Genomic DNA, 22,632 nt, shown 5'->3' with positions numbered 1-22,632 from the left:
GTTGGGACATAACAAAGACGAAATTCAAAGGAGAACAACGAACGATTTTAGTGAAGTATACCGGAGCGGGTTTTTGCAGCATCCATCATTTTGATTTCGTTCGTTTTTTCCTTTAAAAAAACATGGTCCCAGCTTTTTTATTAGGTATTTATGACGGATTTAAGATAAATGTCACACGTTTATTTACCTTGAAATAAGCTATTGTAGGAGTTCGCGTTTATTTTGAGGAGGATTCAGTTATGAGTTGGCAAAAAGGTGACATTGTGACAAGAATTTCTCATCAGCATGATTTATTGTTTCGTGTGCAGTCAGTTGAAGAGCAATTGGTTAAGCTTTATGGTGAAGAATATCGTCTAGAGGCAGATGCTGCACCCGATGACTTAGTGAAAGTAAAACGTGAAGAGCTCACAAGAAGAAAAAAGGCAGAAAAGGAAAAAGAAGATTATTCTTTTCGTTTATTCAGACAGGATTACCAATTAATGCGTAAAAAAAGAGATTATGAAGTCTCCAGTGGATATAACACCGAAATTAAACACTTCCAAATACCTCCCAGAATTCTGCACATAGACGGCGATCCAATCTTTCTGAAAAAGTGTATTCATTTATATCAGCGTTTAGGACTACAAGTACATGGCGTTCATGTACATGAGAAGGAAATGCCAAATGAAATCCAGCCTCTATTAAAAAAGGTCCAACCGGATATGATTGTGATTACTGGACATGATTCTTTTTCTAAAAACAAGGGGGATAAAAAGGATTTAAGAGCGTATCGTCATTCAAAATACTTTACAGAAACGGTTCGAAAAGCGCGGGAGTATATGCCTCATTTAGATCAGCTGGTCATTTTTGCCGGGGCATGTCAATCACACTTTGAATCGTTAATTCGTGCTGGAGCTAATTTTGCCAGTTCACCTTCGAGAATAAATATTCATGCATTAGATCCAGTTTATATTGCGGCCAAAATTGGTTTTACATCCTTTATGGATCATATTCAAGTATGGGATGTCCTTCGTAATACGTTAACGGGAGAAAAAGGTATAGGCGGAGTCGAAACGAAAGGATTATTTCGAACAGGGATGCCATTTTCTGAGGATAGTGAAGATGAAGATATTCGTCCCTTTTAGGTGAAAATGGTGAAATGCATAATAAGTCTATAAATGTATAGTAAAGTCGAATAATTGTATTTTTTATGCATTTTTATTTATATTTTCGGGAAAATAAGGAGGAATACATTTTTTGCGTTGACATAGACAACAGATAGCTGATATAATGTAAGATTTTATTTGACTGAAAGCGTTGTTTGTGTTATTATTATGAACAGTGAGGTGGAGTGCATTGCCAAAAACATTAGCGGAAATTAAGCAAATACTTGATGGACGTATTGGGAAAAGGTTGACATTAAAAGCAAATGGTGGCCGTAGAAAGACCATCAAACGTAGTGGTATTTTAGCTGAAACATATCCAGCTGTTTTCATCGTTGAACTGGATCAAGATGAAAATTCTTTTGAGCGGGTATCTTACAGCTATGCTGATGTATTAACGGAGACTGTTGAATTATCATTTGTTGATGATTTAAGTAAAATGGCTTAAGGAGGCAGTAAACATCGTTTACTGCTTTTTGCTTTTTTATACGCGCTTTACGTTTTTGTTTCAATCACTTCGATACATACAGACAAGGACAGGTCTTATGACCTGTCCTTGTTTTCGTTCGTAAGCTGATCCTCTGCCATTTCAATTGCTCTTTTTACCATGTTTCCAGCATCCCTTGCTCGAATGCCGCCCCATCCTTCTTTCTGTACGGTGTCGTAAAAACCTAAATCCTTTGCAATCTCTTCTTTAAACTGGTCTGACATTATCCCTCTTCGTCTACCCAAGGTATCCAGCCCCTTTCGAAGATCAAAAGTTTTTACGACATGCTTATTTTCCCACAGATTAAAAAAACAATAGGAGTTAATAATTGGTTATAATTCCTGCGGTGTCAAGGCTATATCGCCAAGCTTTCCCATGTTATGTTACAATTTGAAGGACTATAAGATACGTGAGAAAGTGCAGGTGAGAGCATGATTGTAGAAAAGGCTCCCGCTAAAATAAACTTAACACTGGATGTTTTACATAAACGTGAAGATGGATATCATGAAGTGGAAATGATTATGACCACTGTTGACTTATTTGATCAGATTCAGATTACAGAGTTGGAGGAAAACACTATACTCATTCAGTCTGAAAAACGATTTGTACCCGATGATTACCGGAATTTAGCTTATCAGGCAGCTGAAAAAGTTAAAGATAAATTTAATATAACAAAAGGAGTTCAAATCTCCATATATAAGCAAATACCAGTAGCTGCCGGACTTGCTGGCGGAAGCAGTGATGCGGCTGCTGTATTAAGAGGTTTAAATCAATTATGGGATTTACATTTATCCCAGGAACAATTAGCTGAAATGGGAGCGGAAATTGGTTCTGATGTAGCATTTTGTGTTTATGGTGGTACAGCCTTGGCAACAGGCAGAGGTGAAAAAATCAAACCATTACCATCGCCCCCAAATTGCTGGGTAGTGTTAGCTAAGCCGTCAATCGGTATATCAACACGAACCATTTATGAGAAGCTAACAGCCGATCATATGAATAATGTTAATACAAATGATATGATTCAGGCGATTAAAGACCGTCATTATCCAACGGTTTGTCAGAGATTAGCCAATGTTTTAGAGGCTGTTACCATGGATACGCATCCAGAAGTAAAATGGATGAAATACCAGATGCTGAAATCTGGTGCCGATAATGTACTCATGAGTGGAAGCGGTCCTACTATATTCGGTCTTACACAGAAGGAATCAAGGGCGGAACGAATTTATAACAGTTTAAGAGGCTTTTGTGAAGATGTGTATGTTGTACGAATGTTAGGCTAAAAGGGTTGACAAATCCGTATAAAGATGTAATATTCAGGTATAATAGTTCGGATTATGGGGTGTGAGCTGTGAAAAGAAGTGAAAGACTTGTGGCAATGACTAATTATTTATTAAATCATCCGAGAAAACTTGTTTCTTTGCCGTTTTTTTCGGAGCAGTATGATGCAGCCAAGTCGTCTATAAGTGAAGACTTAGATATTGTAGACCAAATATTTCAATCTCAGGGCATTGGAAAGCTTGAAACAGTTGCAGGTGCAGCTGGCGGAGTGAAATATATTCCATTATTTTCAAATAAAAACAGTGAACAATTTATTCTAGAATTGTGTAATCAATTGGAGGATCCAGAGCGTATTCTGCCAGGCGGATATTTATATATGAGTGATTTATTAGGGGATCCTGAACTTATTCGGAATGTAGGTAAAATTTTTGCCACAGCTTTTGCGGACAAGGAGATTGATTATATCGTAACTGTAGCCACAAAAGGAATCCCGCTAGCATACGCGACAGCTAATGTGTTAAATGTACCCGTCATTATTGTAAGAAGGGACCCGAAAGTTACAGAGGGCTCTACAGTTAGCATTAATTATGTTTCCGGTTCGTCACGAAAAATTCAAACGATGGTATTATCCAAACGTAGCCTGCCAGAAGGGGCTAATGTTTGTATTATTGATGATTTTATGAAGGCTGGAGGAACAATAACCGGAATGCAAAGCCTTTTAGACGAGTTTAATGCCAATGTACAAGGGATTGGTGTTTTAGCGGAAGCGGAGGATGAGGAAGAAGAACGAGTTGTAGATGACTATGTTTCATTGATAAAAATTCAGGATGTAGATATTAAAGCACAAAAAATTGAAGCTATTAAGGGAAATTATTTTCCTCTTTAACAAGACTGTTTACGAAAAGAATGTTCTTTAACTAAAGCAAAGGGAAATAGGTGAGACTCTAAAAAATAGGATAGGAAGGTACAGCTAGACCATAGTAATGGACGAAAGGCGTGACAAGGGTGGATTGTCCCCGTACAGTGAGTCCTGTTTTCCTCTTTAGCTCATCCTTACATAATGGTCAAAGGCAACAATCTTTAGTGAAAGAGCATTAAAATATAAGGCAGTGTTAAAGCTTATTGTTGAGTTTTCGACCAAGTTGATTGGACGCAAATCAATACCCATGTTTAACGGAGCCAAATGTAAAAAAAGTCTGTATAAAAACCAATTTATACAAAATACATAGGAGTTTTTTAGTAAGCGGATACATTTCTGTGAACAATTGTTATATGTTTTCCGTTAAAAATTATAAAAAATTTTTAAAAAATGGAAGGAATTTTTGTCCATTTGTGGAATATTGCATAATAAGTTCTAAGGGAAAAGGTGGTGAGACACAATGGAAGTAACTGACGTAAGATTACGCCGCGTCAATACAGATGGAAGAATGCGGGCAATAGCATCAATTACCTTGGACCAAGAATTCGTTGTGCACGATATTCGTGTCATTGACGGTAACAATGGTTTATTTGTAGCGATGCCGAGCAAGCGTACTCCTGATGGTGAATTTCGGGATATTGCACATCCAATTAACTCCAACACTCGTGGAAAAATCCAGGATGCCGTATTAGCAGAATATGATCGTGCAGGAGAAGAAGTTGAATATGAAGAAGCAGGAGCCTCTTAAATGAATCGAAGCGAAGTCTAATCTTTTACGATTAGGCTTCTTTCTTGTTTTAGGGATCTTGTAAAGTGGTTAAATAGAAAAAGGCTTAACAACTTTAGCTTTGCTTTAGGAAACAGACGAATTTCTGTTTAATAAATAAACGTTCCTCAAATCCACGCTATTTTATCTTTAACCGAGTCCAAGCGATTAGTACTCCAGAAACAATTTATCATCCAATTTTATCCAGTTAACCTCGTTAATTTAAGCTATTTTTATGACCTGTCAACAGCGTTCCACTCCAAGGGACTTATTTATACAACTGTGCCGAATCAAGCCCTATCCGCGTTTATTTTTAGTTCATGTTTGTTCTATAATTTGCTATAATATGGGGTAGTCAATACATACTAATTTATAGAATTATTATAGGAAATGTGGATGGAGGGTACTGAATGTCAGAACGATTTGCAGTGGTGTTAGCTGCTGGTCAGGGTACAAGAATGAAGTCCTCTTTATATAAAGTACTTCACCCCGTGTGTGGAAAGCCGATGGTTCAGCATGTGGTGGATCAGCTAAATGTGTTACAGTTAAGTCAATTGATTACCGTAGTTGGATTTGGAGCGGAGAAAGTGAAGGATGAGCTTGGTGATGCTACCGAGTTCGTTATACAAAAGGAGCAGCTCGGTACAGGGCATGCTGTGATGCAAGCAGAGGAAATGCTGGGAAATAGGGAAGGAACAACACTTGTTGTTTGTGGAGACACCCCCTTACTTACTTCTGAAACGTTAGAGGCTTTCGTTTCTCACCATGAAAATGAACAAGCAAAGGTTTCTGTTCTTACAGCAGGAGCAGATGACCCAACAGGCTATGGCCGGGTGGTTCGAAATGAATCCGGTGAAGTAGAAAAAATTGTTGAACATAAAGATGCAAGCGAAGCAGAACGTGCTATTAAGGAAATAAATACAGGTACATATTGCTTTGATAATCAGGCGCTTTTTCAGGCGTTGAAAAATGTTTCAAACGATAATGTTCAAGGTGAGTATTACTTACCTGATGTGATTGAAATCGTAAAATCACGAGGGGAAAAAATTACAGCTTACCAAACAAGCGATTTTGCAGAAACCATGGGGGTAAATGACCGTGTAGCATTATTCCGTGCAGAAAAGCATATGCGAAAGCGTATCAATGAAAAGCATATGCGAAACGGAGTTACAGTCATTAATCCTGAACATACGTATATTGGACCTGAAGTTACGATAGAACAAGACGTCGTGATTGAGCCAGGCTGTACAATTGAGGGGAAAACTGTAATTAAAACAGACGCTTTTATTGGTGCAAATACAGAAATTAAAAACTGTGAAATTGGTTCAGGAACAGCCATTAAACAAAGTGTAGCCCATGACAGTAAAATTGGGCAACATGTTAAAATTGGACCATTTGCACATATAAGGCCTGACTCAGATATTAAAAATGATGTGAAAATCGGCAACTTTGTAGAAGTGAAAAAGGCCGTATTTGACGAAGGAAGTAAAGCGTCTCACCTAAGTTATATAGGTGATGCTGAGGTTGGTAAAGAGGTTAATATTGGATGCGGGACGATAACGGTCAACTATGATGGAGAAAATAAGCATAAAACCGTTATTGAAGATGGGGCATTTATCGGCTGTAATTCCAACCTTGTAGCTCCAGTTACCATCGAAAAAGGTGCATACGTAGCAGCGGGTTCCACCATTACAAAAGATGTTCCGGAAGAAGCACTATCTATTGCTCGCTCCCGTCAAACCAATAAAGAAGGCTACGTAGAAAGACTTAAAAATATAAGAAAAAAATAATTGGAGGTCCAAATTACGATGCCTAATACTTACCAAGACCCATTCCTAAAGGTGTTTACACTAAACTCAAATCCAAAACTTGCAGAGGAAATTGCCCATAATATTGGAACTGAACTAGGAAAGTGTTCGGTAAAAACCTTTAGTGACGGAGAAGTCCAAATTAACATTGAGGAAAGCATTAGAGGCTGTGATGTGTATGTCATTCAGTCCACATCTGAACCAGTGAATGATCACATCATGGAACTTCTTATTATGATTGATGCTTTAAAAAGAGCATCTGCAAAAACAATTAACATTGTCATCCCCTATTACGGGTATGCCAGACAGGACCGTAAAGCTCGTTCAAGAGAACCCATAACATCTAAGTTGATTGCCAATCTACTTATGACTGCAGGAGCTACACGCTTAATTACACTTGACTTACATGCTCCCCAAATACAAGGTTTCTTTGATGTTCCTGTTGACCAATTATTGGGCGTACCGATTCTTTCCGATTACTTTAGCCAAAAAGGTATTGATGACCTTGTAATTGTATCTCCTGATCATGGAGGAGTGACACGTGCAAGAAAAATGGCTGACCTGTTAAAAGCCCCTATTGCCATTATTGATAAAAGAAGACCAAGGCCGAATGTTTCAGAGGTTATGAATATTGTTGGAAATATCGAAGGAAAAACGGCGATTTTAGTTGATGACATCGTTGATACAGCAGGAACCATCACCCTGGCAGCAAACGCTTTAGTTGAAAATGGTGCCAAAGAAGTATATGCTTGTGGTACGCATCCTGTTTTATCTGGACCTGCTATGGAAAGAATTCAGAATTCCAAAATTAAAGAACTTGTAGTTACGAATTCAATTCCACTTCCGGAAAGTAAGCGAATAGACAAGATTACGCAACTATCAGTCGGACCACTACTCAGCGAAGCCATCACCCGTGTTCATGAGCTTAGATCCGTAAGCGACCTATTTGAATAAAACCGAAAAAAGCGAAGGCGACTGGGACTCTGGCGGGACAAGCCCTGACTCTAGCCTGAATAGACATTTGTAATTAGCTTGTATCTTGTTTTAGTAACATTCAACACCAAAGAATAAGCCTAAATGTTTTCATTGTTTTACTAGAACCCAAAAGGTTTATCTAAAGAAGTAAAAGGAAAAAATACATTCAGTGTAAAAAATTTGGAGGTTGATGAAGTTATGACAGCAACAATTAAGGCTAATGAAAGAAAGGATTTACGTCGTTCACACACAAGAGAATTACGAAAGAACGGTGCCATTCCTGCCGTTGTATATGGAAAGGATAAAGAACCGGTTACAGTGTCTATAGATACTTTAGAACTTATTAAAACCGTTCGTGAAGAGGGACGTAACTCCGTATTTTCTCTAGAAGTTCAAGGCAATGAACCTCTTGATGTTATGTTATATGATTATCAGTCTGACCCGCTTAAAGATGACGTTATTCATGCAGACTTTTATTTAGTCGATAAGTCATCTGTAGTTGACGTTGAAGTCTCTATTAACTTAGAGGGCGAATCAGAAGGTGTAAGAGACGGAGGTGTTCTGCAGCAAACCCTTCATGAATTACATGTTCGTGCCAAGCCAAATGAAATTCCAGAGGCTATTAATGTTGACATTACGAACGTGAAAATCGGTGAAGGTATTGTTGTAGGTGATTTAAAAGAAGGCCGAAACTATGAAATTTTAAGTGACGATGAAACGACAATTGTAACAATTCTTCCACCTCAAAATGATAATCCTGAATCAGAAGAGAGTGCGGAGGAAGAACAGGCAGAACCTGAAGTAATTAACGAAAAAAGCGATAATGAAGAAGAATAAGTCTATGTAAAAAATGCGTAAAAAGGGGCCAAATTCCTAATTTGGCCTTTTTTACACTTTTAAGAAGGATAAAATTCTTTCATTAAGAAAATAAAATAGAAAACAGTATGCACCAGTTTGTCAGATGTGATGTTTTCACATTGACTCATTCTATTGTTATCCTTTAATCTTGTAAGTTGATTAAGGACTTGAAAGAGGGAAAAGTTATGAAATGTATAGTGGGACTTGGCAATCCCGGCTCAAAGTTTGCGCTGACCCGTCATAATATTGGCTTCCAGGCCATTGACTATCTTGCTGAAAAAAATAACTGGACGTTAAACAAAGAAAAATTTAACGCTTTATATACGATTGAGTATATAAATGGTGAAAAAGTAATCCTTTTAAAACCACAAACTTATATGAATTTATCAGGTGAAGCTGTCCAGCCTTTTATGAACTATTATGATTTGGATATTGAAGATCTTCTTGTTATTTATGATGATTTGGATTTACCAGCAGGAAAAATTCGTTTGAGACAGAAAGGCGGACATGGTGGACATAACGGAATTCGTAATATTATTAATCAGACAGCTTTAAAGAACTTTAAACGAATCCGACTAGGAATCGGTCGACCTGAAACGAATATGCCAGTTGTTGATTATGTTCTGGGAAAGTTTACAGAGGAACAGAAGCCTAAAATAGAAGATAGTGTACAGAAAGCGGCAGAGGCTTGTGAAATGTGGCTGGAAAAACCGTTTTTGGAAGTCATGAATTATTTTAACGCTTAATATATTTAAACAGTATAAGAATCCGCAATCAGGGACAAACTTTTAATAAGTTTGTGCCGAGGAGGGTTGGTAATGGCAGTTATTTACCGTTGCCGCCATTGCGGAAATAAGATTGGTGAATTACAACAAAATTATGTTCATGAGGAAGATTTAGGACTACACATTCTTTCAAATGATGAACGTAATGAAATGATTGATTACACAAATGATGGCCATATGGAGGTTAAAGCCATTTGTGACCATTGTGAGGAAGCGTTAAATCAACATCCAAATTACCATGAACTTGATCGCTTTCTTCAATAATAGGCAAAAGACAAAACAAGCTTTGGTGTTTGTCCACCAAAGCATTTTTGTACGTCTCATATTTAAGGTAGACAGAGGTTAGGGAGTAAAAAATTATTCTATGATTCATATATTTACTGTTCCTTGACTCAAGTATGCCGGTTTAAGTGTGAACAAACAACTGTGATTTTAGCTTCGGTTATAAGGGGGAGTAAGGTTTGCAAGGTTTAAAGAACTACCTTCAGGAACAAAATGATATTCAAACAATTATCTCAGGTTTTTCATCGGGAATGAAAGAACAGCTCGTATCCGGTCTGTCTGGGGCAGCTCGCAGTGTCTTTATTTCACTGCTAAATGAGTCACTTGATAAACCTGTATTAGTGCTTACCCATCACTTAAGTCAAGCCCAGGCACTGTATGAAGATTTATTAGATTTAAGTCATGAAGAAGACGTCTATCTGTACCCTGTTAATGAATTAATGGCATCTGAAATTGCCGTTGCCAGTCCAGAGCTTCTAAGTCAACGAATGGATTCCTTAAATCAATGGATACAAAAGCAAAAAGGAGTATTTATCGCCCCTATTGCAGCTTGCAAACGTATACTTCCGCCCATGAAGCGTTGGGAACAGTCTCGACTCTCCTTTCATACAGGGGAAGTCATTTCCATTGATAGCTATACCGAATCCTTAATTGAAATGGGCTATAGAAGAGAGGATATGATTTCCGCCAAAGGTGAATTTAGTATTCGTGGTGGAATTATTGATATATTTCCACTTACCAGTGAAAATCCAGTCAGAATTGAATTATTTGATGATGAAGTGGACTCGATTCGTTACTTCGATTCAAATTCGCAACGATCTTATAATGAAAAATTGTCATCGATTATGATTGGACCCGCTGAAGAGATTATCTTATCAGATGAGGAACGTTTAAAGGGTGCACAACAACTAGAAAATGCTCTCAGTCATACGTTACAAAAAATGAAAGACAACAAGGCTAAGGAAGACTTAGTGGAAAATATAGAATATGATATAGAACGATTGAAAAATGGCGAAAGCTTTCAGGAAATTTATAAGTATATTTCATTATTTTATGATGAACCCGCTAGTTTAATAGATTATTTACCTCAAAATGGTCTGGTTGTTATAGATGAAATGAGTCGTGTTGAAGAAACAGCATCGAGACTGGATCAGGAGGAAGCGGATTGGTATTCAAATTTATTAGCGCAAAATAAAATGGTACGGGACCTTAATGTATCGTTTAATTGGAATGATATTCAGAGTAAATTAGCAGACTATTCCAAGCTGTATATGTCAGTATTTCTGCGTCATATTTCGAATACAAATCCTGAAAATTTAATTAATATTTCTTGCCGTGCCATGCAGGAATTTCATGGTCAAATGAACTTACTGAAAAGTGAATTGAATAGATGGGAAAAATCGGGTTTTTCAGTCTTCGTTGTGGCTCCAACGCAAAACAGAGTGGAAAAAGTGCAGTCTGTTTTAGAAGATTATGGGATGAAAGCAAGAATAGCCGATCAAAATATTGAATTTCCTTTAAAAACGCCAACCATTGTAGAGGGACAGATAAGTGGTGGTTTTGAGCTACCGCTGTTTCGTGTTGCTGTATTAACCGAACAGGAGTTATTTAAAAAGCAAACGAAACGTCCGAAAAGAAGACAAAAAATCTCAAATGCTGAACGAATTAAAAGCTATCAGGAATTAAAAATTGGCGATTATGTCGTCCATGCCAATCATGGAATTGGTAAATATGTTGGGATTGAAACGTTAGAATTAAACGGACTTCATAAAGATTACTTACTTATTAAATATTCTGGTGATGACAAGCTGTATGTCCCCATTGATCAAATTGATCTGGTCCAAAAATACGTTGGTTCAGGGGAAGGGAAAGAACCCAAGCTGTATAAATTGGGCGGAAGCGAATGGAAAAAGGTTAAAAAACGTGTCCAGTCCTCTGTTGAAGATATAGCCGATGATTTGATTAAACTTTATGCAGAACGTGAGCGGACTAAAGGGTTTGCATTCTCCGAGGATAATGACATGCAACGAGAGTTTGAGGCTGCTTTCCCTTATCAGGAGACAGAGGATCAGCTTCGTTGTATTGAAGAAATTAAGCAGGATATGATGAAGCAAAGACCTATGGATCGTCTCCTTTGTGGGGATGTTGGTTATGGCAAAACAGAGGTGGCGATTCGTGCGGTATTTAAAGCTATATTGGATGAAAAGCAGGTTGCTGTACTTGTTCCTACAACGGTTTTGGCTCAACAGCACTTTGAGACGTTCCAGGAGAGATTTCAGGATTATGGCGTTAATATTGGGCTGTTAAGCCGCTTTCGTTCACGAAAACAGCAAAAAGAAACTATTGAAGGATTACAAAAGGGTTTAGTCGATATCGTTATTGGTACACATCGTATTTTATCTAAAGATATTAAATTTAAGGAGCTCGGGTTATTAATTGTTGACGAAGAGCAGCGTTTTGGGGTTAAACATAAGGAAAAGATTAAGCAGCTAAAAACGAATATCGATGTTTTAACCTTAACCGCAACACCTATTCCGCGTACACTCCATATGTCCATGTTAGGGGTGCGGGATTTATCGGTTATCGAAACTCCGCCTGAAAACCGTTTTCCGATTCAAACGTATGTCATAGAGTACAATTCACAATTTGTTCGGGAAGTTATAGAGCGGGAATTATCCCGGGGAGGTCAAGTCTTCTTTCTTTATAATCGTGTGGAAAATATAGAAAGAATGGCTGCAGAAATTGATGCATTAGTAGAAGATGCCCGAGTTGCTTATGCTCATGGACAAATGAATGAGAACCAGCTGGAAAATGTCATGTTTGACTTCTTAGAGGGGCATTCTGATGTCCTGGTAAGCACCACCATTATTGAAACAGGTGTAGATATTCCAAATGTTAATACACTTATTGTTTATGATGCGGATAAAATGGGTCTTAGTCAGCTTTATCAGTTGCGCGGACGTGTGGGAAGATCCAATCGCATAGCTTATGCGTACTTTACTCATCAGCAGAATAAAGTGCTTACAGAGGTAGCTGAGAAGCGTCTGCAGGCTATTAAAGAGTTTACGGAGCTTGGGTCAGGATTTAAAATTGCTATGCGTGATTTATCGATTCGTGGAACCGGAAACTTATTAGGTGCAGAACAGCATGGATTTATTGATTCAGTCGGTTTTGATATGTATTCTAAAATGCTGAAAGATGCCATTGATGCGAAAAAAGAAGGAAAAACCTACGAAGAAGCAAAACCATTTGAAGTTGAAATCAATATGAATCTGGATGCTTATCTTCCGCCTTCTTATATCGAAGACGAAAAGCAAAAGATTGATATGTATAAACGTTTTGGCGCTGTTGAAACGATGGAGGAAATGTTAGATTTGCAGGATGAATTAATGGACCGCTTTGGAGAGTATCCAACTGAAGTTGAAAACCTGATTCAAATTACCAAGTTAAGAATTATTGCTAAGCAGGAAAGAATCGAGTCCATTACTGAAAAGAAAATGAATGTTGAGCTTCTCATGGATGGTGAAGAAAGTCAGCAAGTAGATGGCTCTAAATTATTTGAATTGGCTAATGAATATGGCCGGTTAATCCAGCTCGGAACAGAGAATAATAAACTGAAAGTAGTCTTTCAATTTAATCGTGATAATCAATACAAACGTTATGATGTTATTTCAGAATTTCTCACAAAGCTCCATACTGTAAAACAACAGGAAGTCGCATCCTCCTAGCCAAATTAAAAAAAGAATTATTCCTGGTATCCACTGGTTATTTTAGACGAATTTTTACCAACTTGTGTATAGTTTGCCCTTGGTGTTAAATACTAACTTTACGAAACGGTGCTTTGACTAACCAAGAAAAAGTCACTTTACGTAATCACATCCAAGAAAGCGAGGATTGAAGGCAATGAAAGCAACAGGAATAGTTCGACGTATCGATGATTTGGGAAGGGTTGTTGTACCAAAGGAGATTAGAAGAACGTTGCGTATTCGAGAAGGCGATCCTCTTGAAATTTTTGTTGACCGTGAAGGAGAAGTTATTCTAAAGAAGTATTCTCCCATCAATGAATTAGGTGATTTTGCAAAAGAATATGCCGAAGCTTTATTTGACACATTGGGACATACCGTTTTTATTTCAGATCGTGACGAATTTATTGCCGTCGCAGGTGGATCTAAAAAAGAGTACTTAAATAAAAAAATTGGTTCTCAAATAGAAAAGATTATGGAAGAACGGAATGTGGTCTCAGAAAATACAGAGCAAAGTATTGAGTTTGTTGAAGGAAAAGAGGAGACCATTTCTTCATATGTGATAGCACCCATTATAGCTAATGGGGATCCGGTAGGTTGTGTTTTGTTAACGTCAAATGATGCTTTAGGAGAAGCGGAGACAAAGGCAGCGGAAACCGCAGCAGGGTTTTTGGCAAGACAAATGGATTAAGCATTTTTAAGAGAGGACTGGCTCAAGGTTGAGTTAGTCCTCTTTAACTTTTGGTTTTACAGAATGTGATGACCGGATACTCCTATGCTATAATGATGCCATACATAGAGAAAGAGAAAGGCGTAAGATATGAGTCATAAACAAGTATTCAAAGGAGCTTTGCTTTTAACCATAGCAGGGATTCTCGGGAAGGTATTAAGTGCTGGATATCGTGTTCCACTCCAAAATGTAACAGGAGATACAGGGTTTTATATATATCAGCAGGTCTATCCGTTTATCACTGTGGCGTGGATGATGTCCATTTACGGTTATCCTGCTGCTATCTCAAAATTTCTAATAGAAACTAAAGAAAGACATCAGTCGTCTGATCAAGTCACGATGCATATTCCCATTTTCATTTTCTTGTTTATCTTAAATGGTATTGTATTTTTCATCTTATACGCTGGTGCTAAACCCATTGCTATATGGATGGGTGATTCCCAATTAGAGGTTCCCATCCAGTTTGCTTCTGTTCTATATTTATTTATTCCTTTCACCTCCTTTTTGCGGGGAAGCTTTCAAAGTGTGGAAGACATGCGGCCAACAGCTATTTCTCAAACAGGGGAGCAGGTCGTACGAATCAGTTTGATAATATTTTTTACGTATACTTTACTTCAAGAGGGGAAGAACCTGTATGATATAGGCAGTAGTGCAGCTTTATCTTCTTCCATTGCTGCATTTATTGCCTTTGTCATATTGGCAGTATCCTTTCTGTTTTTTTATGAACGCCACCAAATCCATTTCTCCATGAAAATGATTTCAATTAGGAAAATGATTAAGGCGCTTTTTGAGATAAGTCTGGTTGTCGGTTTAAATTATATGTTACTTATCCTTTTACAGCTTGTTGATGTGTTTACGATGATTCCTGGCTTACAGGACTTTGGATTGGCTTTAGATGAGGCCAAGGTGGAAAAAGGGATTTATGATCGTGGACAGCCCTTAGTTCAATTGGGAGTCGTTTTTGGTTCGTCTTTATCTTTAGCTCTTATACCGGCTATTTCAAAAATAAAAGCTGGGGGAACGAAAAAAATAGAAGAACAGTCGTTGAAGAAAGCATTAAAACTAACGTTATTTTTTTCAACTGCTGCGACAACTGGAATGATTATGATATTTCCTTCCGTTAATATTCTGTTATTTAAAACAAATGCTGGAACAGAAACACTACGAATCTTTATGCTTATGATTTTATTAGTATCCATAACATTAACTTTATCAACTTTTTTACAAGGTCTCGGTTTTGTGAAACGACAGGCCCTTTTGTTTGGGATGGCAGTAGGGATAAAAGGGCTGTTAAATATAGTGCTTATTCCTCATTTAGGGATTAAGGGAGCGGCATTGGCTTCAGTTGTAAGTGTTCTCCTTTTAGTAGCAGGTTTTGCTTTTATGTTACGTCGCTATATAACGATTTCCTATCAAGCGGTTGTACCATGGAAATCCTTTGGTTTTGCCTTGGCTGTGATGGTAATCATCGTTATGATTGCAGAACAATTATTCATAAATGGTGAAATCCATCATCGTTTAGATGTACTTGGGTTTATTTTCGTTAGCTGCAGTTTAGGAGCTGTCACTTATTTTGCGGCCCTGATATGGAGTGGGGGATTTACCCGTGAAGAACTGTTACTTTTACCGTATGGAGAGCGATTGATTCAGTGGATGGTTAGGAGGAGAAGATCATGGAAAAAATCATAACCGTTGTAGGCTTGGGTGCAGGAGATATTGATCAGATGCCACTAGGTGTATATCGTAAATTCCTTTCTGCAGACTCAAAAATATACACACGGACAATGGATCATCCTGTCATTAAGTCCCTTGAAAAAGAAGGTGTACAGTTTCAATCATTTGATGAAGTATATGAAAAACATCAGACATTTGAACCTGTTTACCAGGAAATAGCCAATCAGTTGCTAAAAGCAGCTGAACATTCTCCTGTTTTATATGCAACACCAGGACATCCTATGCTTGCAGAAAGGACTGTACAAATTCTGTTAGAAGAGGCTGAAGGGAATCCCGCGGTTGAAGTGAAGGTAGGACAAGGACAAAGCTATTTGGACGCATTATTTTCATCTCTCAAAATCGACCCGATTGAAGGCTTTCAATTTCTTGATGGAACGTCTTTTCGCCGTTTTGAGGTACAATATGATCAGCATGTTGTGTTTTCACAGGTTTACGATGATATGATTGCTTCAGACGTGAAGTTAACCTTAATGGACGATTTACCGGACGACTATCCTATTACAGTCGTTCACGGTGCAGGAAGTAATGAGGAATGGATAAAAACAGTACCCCTTTATGAACTCGATCGGTCTGTACCTTTCAGTAATTTACTCAGCGTCTATGTGCCACCTGCTCCTAAAGAAATACAGAATCATCAATTTAATCGTCTTCGTGAAGTAATCGCCATTTTAAGAGGCCCAAATGGCTGTCCATGGGATCGAAAACAGACCCATGAATCCTTACGCCCCTACTTAATTGAAGAGGCTTACGAAGTTATTGAAGCCATTAATGAACAAGATGATGAGAAGGTAGCAGATGAATTAGGAGATGTACTGCTGCAAATTATGCTTCACGGTCAAATTGGTGAAGACGAAGGGTATTTCAGCGTTGATGATGTCATAAAAAATATTACAGATAAGATGATTCGCAGGCATCCTCATGTTTTTGGTGATTTTCATCTGAATACATCTGAAGAAGTTGTGAAGACGTGGGATGAAATTAAGAAGGAGGAAAAGGGTGGAGAGGTTGCAAAATCCATAGTAGATGATATCGAAAGGTCTCTTCCTGCTTTATTAACTGCCTATGAGCTTCAGAAAAAGACAGCTAAAGCAGGTTTTGATTGGGAGAACTTTGAAACCATTTTCGATAAAATTAAAGAAGAAATAGAGGAATTTGAGCAATCAATAGCGAAACAAACCAGTACAGAAATGGAAAAGGAATTTGGAGACATTCTATTTTCCCTTGTAAATCTTGCTAGACACCGCAACATTAATCCAGAACTTGCTCTGTCACGGAGCAATCAAATCTTTAAGAAACGTTTTCAATATATTGAAAAACGGACAAAAGAAATGGGGAAAACATTAGAAACTGTAACATTAGAGGGAATGGACCAGTTTTGGAACGAAGCGAAGGAATACGAAAAAGAGAGGTAAGGCTTATGCGCTTAGATAAATTTTTAAAAATTTCACGGTTAATTAAAAGAAGAACTTTGGCAAAAGAAGTGGCAGAACAAGGAAGAATACAGCTAAATGGTCAACCGGCCAAGGCATCGTCTAACCTGGCTGCAGGTGACGAATTAAAGATTCGCTTTGGGCAAAAGCAGCTCACTGTTAAAGTGAATGACCTGCGTGAAAATGTAAAAAAAGACGAAGCCCAAAGTTTATATACAGTTATAAAGGAAGAACCTGTTAAAAACGATTAGATTTACCCTTTAGGAAAAGTTTTATATCTAGTAAAAAATATGAACTTTCAAGTTCTATACTTGTCCTTTCTATCATAGAGTTTTAATGATAAGGAGGGGCGAGTATATGAATTATGAAAATCAATTTTATCCGAATACAAGAGAACCACAGGAGCATCATGTTAAGGTTCTTAACAGAAGAGAGCTTGAAATCACAGGTGTTAAAGAAGTTGATAGCTTTGATAACGAAGAATTTTTACTGCAAACAACTTTTGGCTACTTAGTAGTACGTGGCGAAAATTTGCATATGAAAAATCTCAATTTGGACGAGAGTTTAGTATCCATTAAGGGGCGAGTATATGAATTATCTTATATAGATGATCAGCAAGGAGATAAAGCTAAAGGTCTCTTTAGCAAGCTATTTAAATGAGTTTATCCCTGCAGTTTATAACGATTCTTGTGATGGCTGGTAGCGGAATGTATCTTGGGATAGCAGCAGATACCTTTCACAGATTCCATAACCGGAAAAAAAGAAGAACATGGATTCTTTATATCAATGAGATTTTGTTTTGGATTTTACAGGGGCTCGTTATTTTTTATATTTTATATTTAACCAATTATGGACAACTTCGATTATATATTTGGTTAGCCCTTATTTTGGGATTTGCGTTTTATCAATCGCTTTTAAGGGTATGGTATTTGAAAATGCTGGAGCATCTTATCCAATTTTCCGTTACCACCTATCAAGTTATACGAAGACTCATTCAACGTATCATTATCGCCCCGCTGTCCTGGATGCTAAAGGTGCTCACTTATCTTTTAACACTTTTTTGGGCAGTTGTGATTTGGGTTATTCTCCTTCCATGGAAAATCGTTAGAAGTCCCCTATTATTTATAGGGAAGCAGATAAAAAAGTACATTCCTGAAAATATTAAAAAATTTTTTCTTTCCTTTTTGGCGTTTTGTAGTAAAATATTAAATAATCTAGTTGACTTTTGGAAAGCAATTTTTGCAAAAAGGAGGTAAATCGACGGTGAATTCGCCTAAAAAACAAGTAACAAAACTGGATTCTAACTATGTACGGGAGTATGATGCATATATTGAACGACAAAATAAACGCAAGAAGCGTATTTATCGTCGCTTAACACTTTTTGCAATTGTGGCGATTAGCGTTTTTACTTATTTAGTTACGCTTCATTTAAACCAACGTGATCTTTATAAAGAAAAAGTAAGCGAATATGAACAATTAAATGAAAAAATGGATAAACTAGAAGCAAAAGAAAAGAATTTGAAGCAGGAAATAAAATTATTAAACGATACGGATTATATTTTACAAATTGCCAGGAAGGACTATTTCCTTTCAAAAGATGGAGAAATTATCTTCAATGTACCCGATGAAGAGTCGTCTTATTGACACTTTTTTACGTGCATATATATAATATATAAGAAGTACACTTTTCTAAAATTCTAAGGAGGAGCATTTTTTTTATGTCAGTTGAAGTAGGCAGCAAGCTGAAAGGCAAGGTAACAGGCATCACAAATTTTGGAGCTTTTGTTGAACTACCTGAAGGATCAACGGGATTAGTTCACATAAGTGAGGTTGCAGATAAGTATGTAAAAGATATTCATGAGTTTCTAAAAGTGGGAGACGAAGTAGAAGTAAAAGTTATTAACGTTAGCGATGGAAAAATCGGGCTTTCCATTAAAAAAGCCAAGGAAAATAATAATCCTAACAAAAAACGTAACAATCAAAAGAGACGCAGTGAATCATTTGAAGCAAAAATGAGTCGTTTTCTTAAAGATAGTGAAGATCGCTTAGCTTCTTTAAGAAAAAACACGGAATCTAAACGTGGTGGACGTGGTGCTCGAAAAGGTTAACTTGCTGTCTAACTGTATAAAATCAAAATGAATCATAGTTAATAGATATAAATAAAAGCCCTGGAATAAAACTCCGGGCTTTTTTATTTGGTTAAGGCAGATGAAAACGGAAAATGCCGGACAAAAAATTGTGGTACAAAAATGAAAAACTAAGGGTCAGGAGAATCCTGGCGTAAATAATGTTAAGTCAGATTAAAAAATCTCAAATTAGACCAGAAAAAACTATTTTACCGGTCAGAATTATCGTTATCTGTGATTAATTCCTGGAAATCAGGCCTCATTCGTTTCGTGTTGGATGAATCCGTAAAAGTCCTGCATATCCAAAAGAAATCCCCATTCCTTAGACAATCAATTGTTTAAGGAATGGGGATTTCTTTTGTAAAGCAGAGCTAACTAGTCGCCTTCGCTTTCCGTATGACCCGTACGGGATTCGAACCCGTGTTACCGCCGTGAAAGGGCGGTGTCTTAACCACTTGACCAACGGGCCAAAGGCCATATTTTTTATAAATGGTAGCGGCGGAGGGGATCGAACCCCCGACCTCACGGGTATGAACCGTACGCTCTCGCCAGCTGAGCTACGCCGCCAATTAGTCAATATATCTGAAACGCACAAAAAATATATTACAACAGGATATATACAGTGTCAATACTTATCAATAAAATTTTCTTTATCATATGGACCAGCTGAAATTCCTTTAATTAAGGAAAAGGCATGCATGAAATGGCATAAATTCAAGTAATTTCCATAATGATTAAACTTTATCGAGTGATTATGACACAAACCTTTTCCAATGAATCACACGTTCTCTTTTTCTTGTTGAACCAAAATATCATTTTCAGAAAGACGTCGAACATTTTTTTGAGGTTGTCCTCCTGTTTTGACAAAAAAATTAGTTGTATTGTGATTAAATCATTATTAAAGGAGTGATCGACCATGATTGAATCTGTTACAAGAAATCAATCAAAATCTTTATATCAGCAGCTTCGTTATGCCATTATAAATGGAAAAAGGAAGGCTAAAGAGCTTTCTCAACGAAAGCTTATTGAGGAAGGGTGGCTGGTTTTATTTGCTGGTTTTCTATTAGGCAGAGCCATTATCCTGGAATCTGTTTCACCTTTTGCCATTGCATTTTTTGCTTCTATTTGGATGATTAGACGAAAATTATCCTTAAAAGTAGCCGTTGCCGTTTTGGCCGGAAGTTTAACGCTTCAATGGGAACATTCCTTATTTTTATTAAGCAGCATTTTTCTATTTTGCATCCTTTCCGGTATTTTTGGGAAAATCACGAATCAACAAAAATGGCTACCTGCGTTTGTGTTCGTTTCGTGTTTTATTCCGAGAGTGGCCGCTACCTATATCGCAGGGCAATTAGAAACCTATCAATGGGTATTATCACTTGTTGAATCCAGTTTAAGTGTTATTCTTGTTCTCATTTTTATGCAAAGTGTTCCAATATTATCACCAAGTGTAATAAAAAAAGATTTAAAAAATGAAGAAATTGTTTGTATGATGATTTTGCTGGCTTCCATTTTAACAGGGATGATTGGATGGATTGTGTTGGACGCTTCCGTTGAACAAGTGTTTTCCCGTTATGTTGTGTTATTACTTGCCTATATCGCTGGGGCTGCTATTGGTTCAACCGTTGGCGTTGTAACAGGATTAGTTTTAAGTCTGGCTGATGTGGCGAGCCTATATCAAATGAGCTTACTAGCCTTTGCTGGTTTGCTGGGTGGCCTTTTAAAAGATGGTAAAAAGATTGGGGTCGGATTGGGACTGTTTGTTGCTACTTTATTAATTGGTATTTATGGAGAAGGACAGGGGGCAGCCTTTAGGCCTACAATGATTGAGACAGGTCTTGCTATTGCCTTGTTTTTTGCCACACCAGATGGCTGGATAAGAAAAATGGCCCGCTATATACCGGGAACAAATGAACATACAGAAGAACAGCAGCAGTATTTACAAAAAGTCAGAGATGTGACAGCTCAAAGAGTAGAAACGTTTTCCGATATGTTTCAAGCTCTTTCAAAAAGCTTTTCACGAATTGATGGTGTAACACCTCAAACGAAGGATGGAAAAGAAAAAGATTACTTTTTGAGCAATGTTACAGAGAAAACCTGTCAGTCCTGTTTTAAGAAAGAAAGCTGCTGGGTCCATAAATTTGATAAAACGTATGACTATATGACAGAAATCATGTCTGAAATGGAAAAAGGTACATTCGATAGCAAGAGGAAACTAAAAAGAGATTTTGAAAATCATTGTGTGAAATCTGGTAAAGTGTATGAAACGATGAAAAATGAACTTTCCTTTTATCAGGCCAATCAACGTTTGAAAAAACAAGTGAAAGAAAGTCGGAAGTTTGTGGCCGAACAGTTAAAAGGCGTTTCTGACGTCATGGACAATTTTGCTAAGGAGATTATGAAGGAACGGGAAATTCACGAACAGCAAGAGCAGGAAATTGTACAGGCGATTCGGAATCTGGGATTTGAAATTGAGAAGCTTGATATTTATAGTTTGGATCCTGGCATGATTGATATTGAAATGAACCTATCGTTCTATGACTATCATGGTGAAGGATCAAAAATCATTGCCCCAGCCTTGTCTGAGATTCTGGAAGAGACCGTGGTTATCGATAAGGAAGAGGTTTCACCATTTCCAAATGGCTATGGTTATTTCACATTCAAGTCAGCCAGGCAGTACAATATCCAAACTGGTGTGGCCCATGCTGCAAAGGGTGGGGGCTTTATATCCGGAGACAGTTATTTAACCATGGAACTCGGAAATGGACGGTATGCATTGGCTATCAGTGATGGAATGGGAAACGGGGAACGTGCATATCTGGAAAGTATGGAGACCTTGCGATTACTGAAACAAATTTTACAGTCCGGAATCGATGAAAAGGTTGCTATCAAATCGATTAATTCTATTTTATCGTTACGAACAACTGATGAAATTTTTTCTACATTAGACTTAGCTGTTATTGATTTGCATCATGCAGGCGTGAAGTTTCTAAAAATCGGCTCAACCCCAAGCTTTGTAAAACGAACAACAGATATTATTAAGGTTGAAGCAAGCAATCTGCCAATCGGGATTATTAAAGAATTTGATGTAGATGTCGTCGGTGAACAGCTCAAACCAGATGATATCTTAATCATGATGAGTGACGGCATTTTTGAAGGTCCTAATCATGTAGAAAACGTGGACATGTGGCTCAGAAGAAAAATTAAAAATATGGAAACTGACGATCCACAGGCCATTGCAGATATTATACTGGAGGAGGTTGTGCGGACCAAGTCAGGTGAAATTGATGATGATATGACAGTTTTAGTTGCTAAAATAGAAGAGCATACTCCAAAATGGGCTTCCTTCCCGCTTCATAAGGCGCAGTGAATTATACTGCGCTTTTTTATTGGCTCGAAAATATGTGACCGTCCGTGAATTCTGCTTATGCAGTTGGACCTAACCAGTCGCCTACGCTTTTCTTGTCCAGCTACGGCTCCTAGGTCTGGGTGGACATAAGCCAAAACCATTCCATGGCGAAACCCACGCCATTCCATGATTTCGGCTTATACCACCAGACCTAACCAGT

21 protein-coding genes and 2 tRNA genes are annotated in these 22,632 nt (G+C 37.6%); 20 read left to right on the top strand and 3 right to left on the bottom strand.

Translation table 11 applies throughout. The annotated features are described in order from the left end of the window. Window positions 1–239: 239 nt before the first annotated feature. Together yabG and veg are read left to right on the top strand one after the other, a co-directional pair. The gene (yabG, locus tag BMX63_RS16840) at window positions 240–1,124 is read left to right on the top strand and encodes a sporulation peptidase YabG (protein WP_093137665.1); all 885 of its coding nucleotides are present in this window, start codon (window positions 240–242) and stop codon (window positions 1,122–1,124) included. A 211-nt stretch (window positions 1,125–1,335) separates the two neighbouring features. After that, entirely contained in the window at window positions 1,336–1,590 is a 255-nt protein-coding gene (gene veg / locus BMX63_RS16835; protein WP_093137663.1) for a biofilm formation stimulator Veg, read from the top strand. Between the two features lie 95 nt (window positions 1,591–1,685). Here veg and BMX63_RS16830 read toward each other — a convergent pair whose 3' ends face one another. After that, the gene (locus BMX63_RS16830) at window positions 1,686–1,874 is read right to left on the bottom strand and encodes a small, acid-soluble spore protein, alpha/beta type (RefSeq protein ID WP_093137661.1); all 189 of its coding nucleotides are present in this window, start codon (window positions 1,872–1,874) and stop codon (window positions 1,686–1,688) included. Between the two features lie 186 nt (window positions 1,875–2,060). On the opposite strand from BMX63_RS16830, the gene ispE reads away from it, so the two are divergent. The 17 genes from ispE to BMX63_RS16745 all read left to right on the top strand — a co-directional run bounded on the left by ispE (window position 2,061) and on the right by BMX63_RS16745 (window position 19,045). Next, window positions 2,061–2,909, top strand: a complete 849-nt coding sequence (ispE, locus tag BMX63_RS16825; RefSeq protein WP_093137660.1) for a 4-(cytidine 5'-diphospho)-2-C-methyl-D-erythritol kinase — start codon at window positions 2,061–2,063, stop codon at window positions 2,907–2,909. A 68-nt stretch (window positions 2,910–2,977) separates the two neighbouring features. Next, on the top strand, window positions 2,978–3,793 hold the full coding sequence (gene purR, locus BMX63_RS16820; RefSeq protein ID WP_093137658.1) for a pur operon repressor: 816 nt from the start codon (window positions 2,978–2,980) through the stop codon (window positions 3,791–3,793). A gap of 493 nt (window positions 3,794–4,286) precedes the next feature. After that, the gene (gene spoVG / locus BMX63_RS16815; protein ID WP_044153562.1) at window positions 4,287–4,574 is read left to right on the top strand and encodes a septation regulator SpoVG; all 288 of its coding nucleotides are present in this window, start codon (window positions 4,287–4,289) and stop codon (window positions 4,572–4,574) included. Window positions 4,575–5,002: 428 nt separating this feature from the next. Continuing rightward, window positions 5,003–6,382, top strand: coding sequence for a bifunctional UDP-N-acetylglucosamine diphosphorylase/glucosamine-1-phosphate N-acetyltransferase GlmU (gene glmU / locus BMX63_RS16810; protein WP_093137656.1), 1,380 nt, complete (start codon window positions 5,003–5,005; stop codon window positions 6,380–6,382). Between the two features lie 18 nt (window positions 6,383–6,400). After that, on the top strand, window positions 6,401–7,354 hold the full coding sequence (locus BMX63_RS16805; RefSeq protein WP_093137655.1) for a ribose-phosphate diphosphokinase: 954 nt from the start codon (window positions 6,401–6,403) through the stop codon (window positions 7,352–7,354). Window positions 7,355–7,573: 219 nt separating this feature from the next. Next, window positions 7,574–8,212 (top strand): 50S ribosomal protein L25/general stress protein Ctc, encoded by a 639-nt coding sequence (locus tag BMX63_RS16800; RefSeq protein ID WP_093137653.1) that lies wholly within the window; start codon window positions 7,574–7,576, stop codon window positions 8,210–8,212. A gap of 206 nt (window positions 8,213–8,418) precedes the next feature. Further along, entirely contained in the window at window positions 8,419–8,979 is a 561-nt protein-coding gene (gene pth / locus BMX63_RS16795; RefSeq protein ID WP_093137651.1) for an aminoacyl-tRNA hydrolase, read from the top strand. A gap of 72 nt (window positions 8,980–9,051) precedes the next feature. Then, window positions 9,052–9,282: an anti-sigma-F factor Fin gene (fin, locus tag BMX63_RS16790; RefSeq protein ID WP_093137649.1), complete on the top strand. Its 231-nt coding sequence runs from the start codon at window positions 9,052–9,054 to the stop codon at window positions 9,280–9,282. A gap of 197 nt (window positions 9,283–9,479) precedes the next feature. Beyond that, window positions 9,480–13,028, top strand: coding sequence for a transcription-repair coupling factor (gene mfd, locus BMX63_RS16785; protein ID WP_093137647.1), 3,549 nt, complete (start codon window positions 9,480–9,482; stop codon window positions 13,026–13,028). A gap of 175 nt (window positions 13,029–13,203) precedes the next feature. Then, window positions 13,204–13,734 (top strand): stage V sporulation protein T, encoded by a 531-nt coding sequence (spoVT, locus tag BMX63_RS16780; protein ID WP_093137646.1) that lies wholly within the window; start codon window positions 13,204–13,206, stop codon window positions 13,732–13,734. 129 nt (window positions 13,735–13,863) lie between these two features. Beyond that, window positions 13,864–15,462 carry a putative polysaccharide biosynthesis protein gene (locus BMX63_RS16775; RefSeq protein ID WP_093137644.1) on the top strand — a complete coding sequence of 533 codons (1,599 nt, stop codon included), beginning with the start codon at window positions 13,864–13,866 and terminating at the stop codon, window positions 15,460–15,462. Next, window positions 15,447–16,919, top strand: a complete 1,473-nt coding sequence (yabN, locus tag BMX63_RS16770; RefSeq protein ID WP_093137643.1) for a bifunctional methyltransferase/pyrophosphohydrolase YabN — start codon at window positions 15,447–15,449, stop codon at window positions 16,917–16,919. The genes BMX63_RS16775 and yabN overlap by 16 nt, the downstream gene beginning before the upstream one ends. A 5-nt stretch (window positions 16,920–16,924) precedes the next feature. Further along, the gene (locus BMX63_RS16765) at window positions 16,925–17,188 is read left to right on the top strand and encodes an RNA-binding S4 domain-containing protein (RefSeq protein ID WP_093137641.1); all 264 of its coding nucleotides are present in this window, start codon (window positions 16,925–16,927) and stop codon (window positions 17,186–17,188) included. A 106-nt stretch (window positions 17,189–17,294) separates the two neighbouring features. Then, entirely contained in the window at window positions 17,295–17,597 is a 303-nt protein-coding gene (yabP, locus tag BMX63_RS16760; RefSeq protein ID WP_245732874.1) for a sporulation protein YabP, read from the top strand. Then, complete coding sequence (gene yabQ, locus BMX63_RS16755; RefSeq protein WP_093137638.1) at window positions 17,594–18,193, top strand: spore cortex biosynthesis protein YabQ; 600 nt, start codon at window positions 17,594–17,596, stop codon at window positions 18,191–18,193. Before yabP ends, yabQ begins: the two co-directional genes overlap by 4 nt. A 7-nt stretch (window positions 18,194–18,200) precedes the next feature. Further along, window positions 18,201–18,581 carry an FtsB family cell division protein gene (locus BMX63_RS16750; protein WP_093137637.1) on the top strand — a complete coding sequence of 127 codons (381 nt, stop codon included), beginning with the start codon at window positions 18,201–18,203 and terminating at the stop codon, window positions 18,579–18,581. Between the two features lie 74 nt (window positions 18,582–18,655). Next, complete coding sequence (locus BMX63_RS16745) at window positions 18,656–19,045, top strand: S1 domain-containing RNA-binding protein (RefSeq protein ID WP_093137635.1); 390 nt, start codon at window positions 18,656–18,658, stop codon at window positions 19,043–19,045. Between the two features lie 415 nt (window positions 19,046–19,460). On the opposite strand, the gene BMX63_RS16740 is transcribed toward BMX63_RS16745, so the two are convergent. After that, window positions 19,461–19,532: transfer RNA gene (locus BMX63_RS16740), tRNA-Glu, on the bottom strand. Between the two features lie 21 nt (window positions 19,533–19,553). Beyond that, window positions 19,554–19,630: transfer RNA gene (locus BMX63_RS16735), tRNA-Met, on the bottom strand. A 349-nt stretch (window positions 19,631–19,979) separates the two neighbouring features. Between BMX63_RS16735 and spoIIE the strand changes: the two genes are divergently transcribed. Then, entirely contained in the window at window positions 19,980–22,433 is a 2,454-nt protein-coding gene (spoIIE, locus tag BMX63_RS16730) for a stage II sporulation protein E (protein WP_093137634.1), read from the top strand. The last annotated feature ends 199 nt before the right edge of the window (window positions 22,434–22,632 follow it).

It is taken from the genome of Salinibacillus kushneri, from assembly GCF_900111405.1.
Classification (GTDB): domain Bacteria; phylum Bacillota; class Bacilli; order Bacillales; family Alkalibacillaceae; genus Salinibacillus; species Salinibacillus kushneri.
The sequence above is the reverse complement of the archived record's forward strand: the minus strand, read 5'-3'. Positions and strand labels throughout refer to the sequence as shown.

What these genes read in the sequence shown, in the direction of transcription:
- yabG (WP_093137665.1), top strand. Translation starts at nt 240, where the DNA reads ATGAGTTGGCAAAAAGGTGACATTGTGACAAGAATTTCTCATCAGCAT.
- ispE (WP_093137660.1), top strand. Translation starts at nt 2,061, where the DNA reads ATGATTGTAGAAAAGGCTCCCGCTAAAATAAACTTAACACTGGATGTT.
- spoVG (WP_044153562.1), top strand. Translation starts at nt 4,287, where the DNA reads ATGGAAGTAACTGACGTAAGATTACGCCGCGTCAATACAGATGGAAGA.
- glmU (WP_093137656.1), top strand. Translation starts at nt 5,003, where the DNA reads ATGTCAGAACGATTTGCAGTGGTGTTAGCTGCTGGTCAGGGTACAAGA.
- BMX63_RS16805 (WP_093137655.1), top strand. Translation starts at nt 6,401, where the DNA reads ATGCCTAATACTTACCAAGACCCATTCCTAAAGGTGTTTACACTAAAC.
- BMX63_RS16800 (WP_093137653.1), top strand. Translation starts at nt 7,574, where the DNA reads ATGACAGCAACAATTAAGGCTAATGAAAGAAAGGATTTACGTCGTTCA.
- pth (WP_093137651.1), top strand. Translation starts at nt 8,419, where the DNA reads ATGAAATGTATAGTGGGACTTGGCAATCCCGGCTCAAAGTTTGCGCTG.
- fin (WP_093137649.1), top strand. Translation starts at nt 9,052, where the DNA reads ATGGCAGTTATTTACCGTTGCCGCCATTGCGGAAATAAGATTGGTGAA.
- spoVT (WP_093137646.1), top strand. Translation starts at nt 13,204, where the DNA reads ATGAAAGCAACAGGAATAGTTCGACGTATCGATGATTTGGGAAGGGTT.
- BMX63_RS16775 (WP_093137644.1), top strand. Translation starts at nt 13,864, where the DNA reads ATGAGTCATAAACAAGTATTCAAAGGAGCTTTGCTTTTAACCATAGCA.
- yabN (WP_093137643.1), top strand. Translation starts at nt 15,447, where the DNA reads ATGGAAAAAATCATAACCGTTGTAGGCTTGGGTGCAGGAGATATTGAT.
- BMX63_RS16765 (WP_093137641.1), top strand. Translation starts at nt 16,925, where the DNA reads ATGCGCTTAGATAAATTTTTAAAAATTTCACGGTTAATTAAAAGAAGA.
- yabP (WP_245732874.1), top strand. Translation starts at nt 17,295, where the DNA reads ATGAATTATGAAAATCAATTTTATCCGAATACAAGAGAACCACAGGAG.
- yabQ (WP_093137638.1), top strand. Translation starts at nt 17,594, where the DNA reads ATGAGTTTATCCCTGCAGTTTATAACGATTCTTGTGATGGCTGGTAGC.
- BMX63_RS16745 (WP_093137635.1), top strand. Translation starts at nt 18,656, where the DNA reads ATGTCAGTTGAAGTAGGCAGCAAGCTGAAAGGCAAGGTAACAGGCATC.
- spoIIE (WP_093137634.1), top strand. Translation starts at nt 19,980, where the DNA reads ATGATTGAATCTGTTACAAGAAATCAATCAAAATCTTTATATCAGCAG.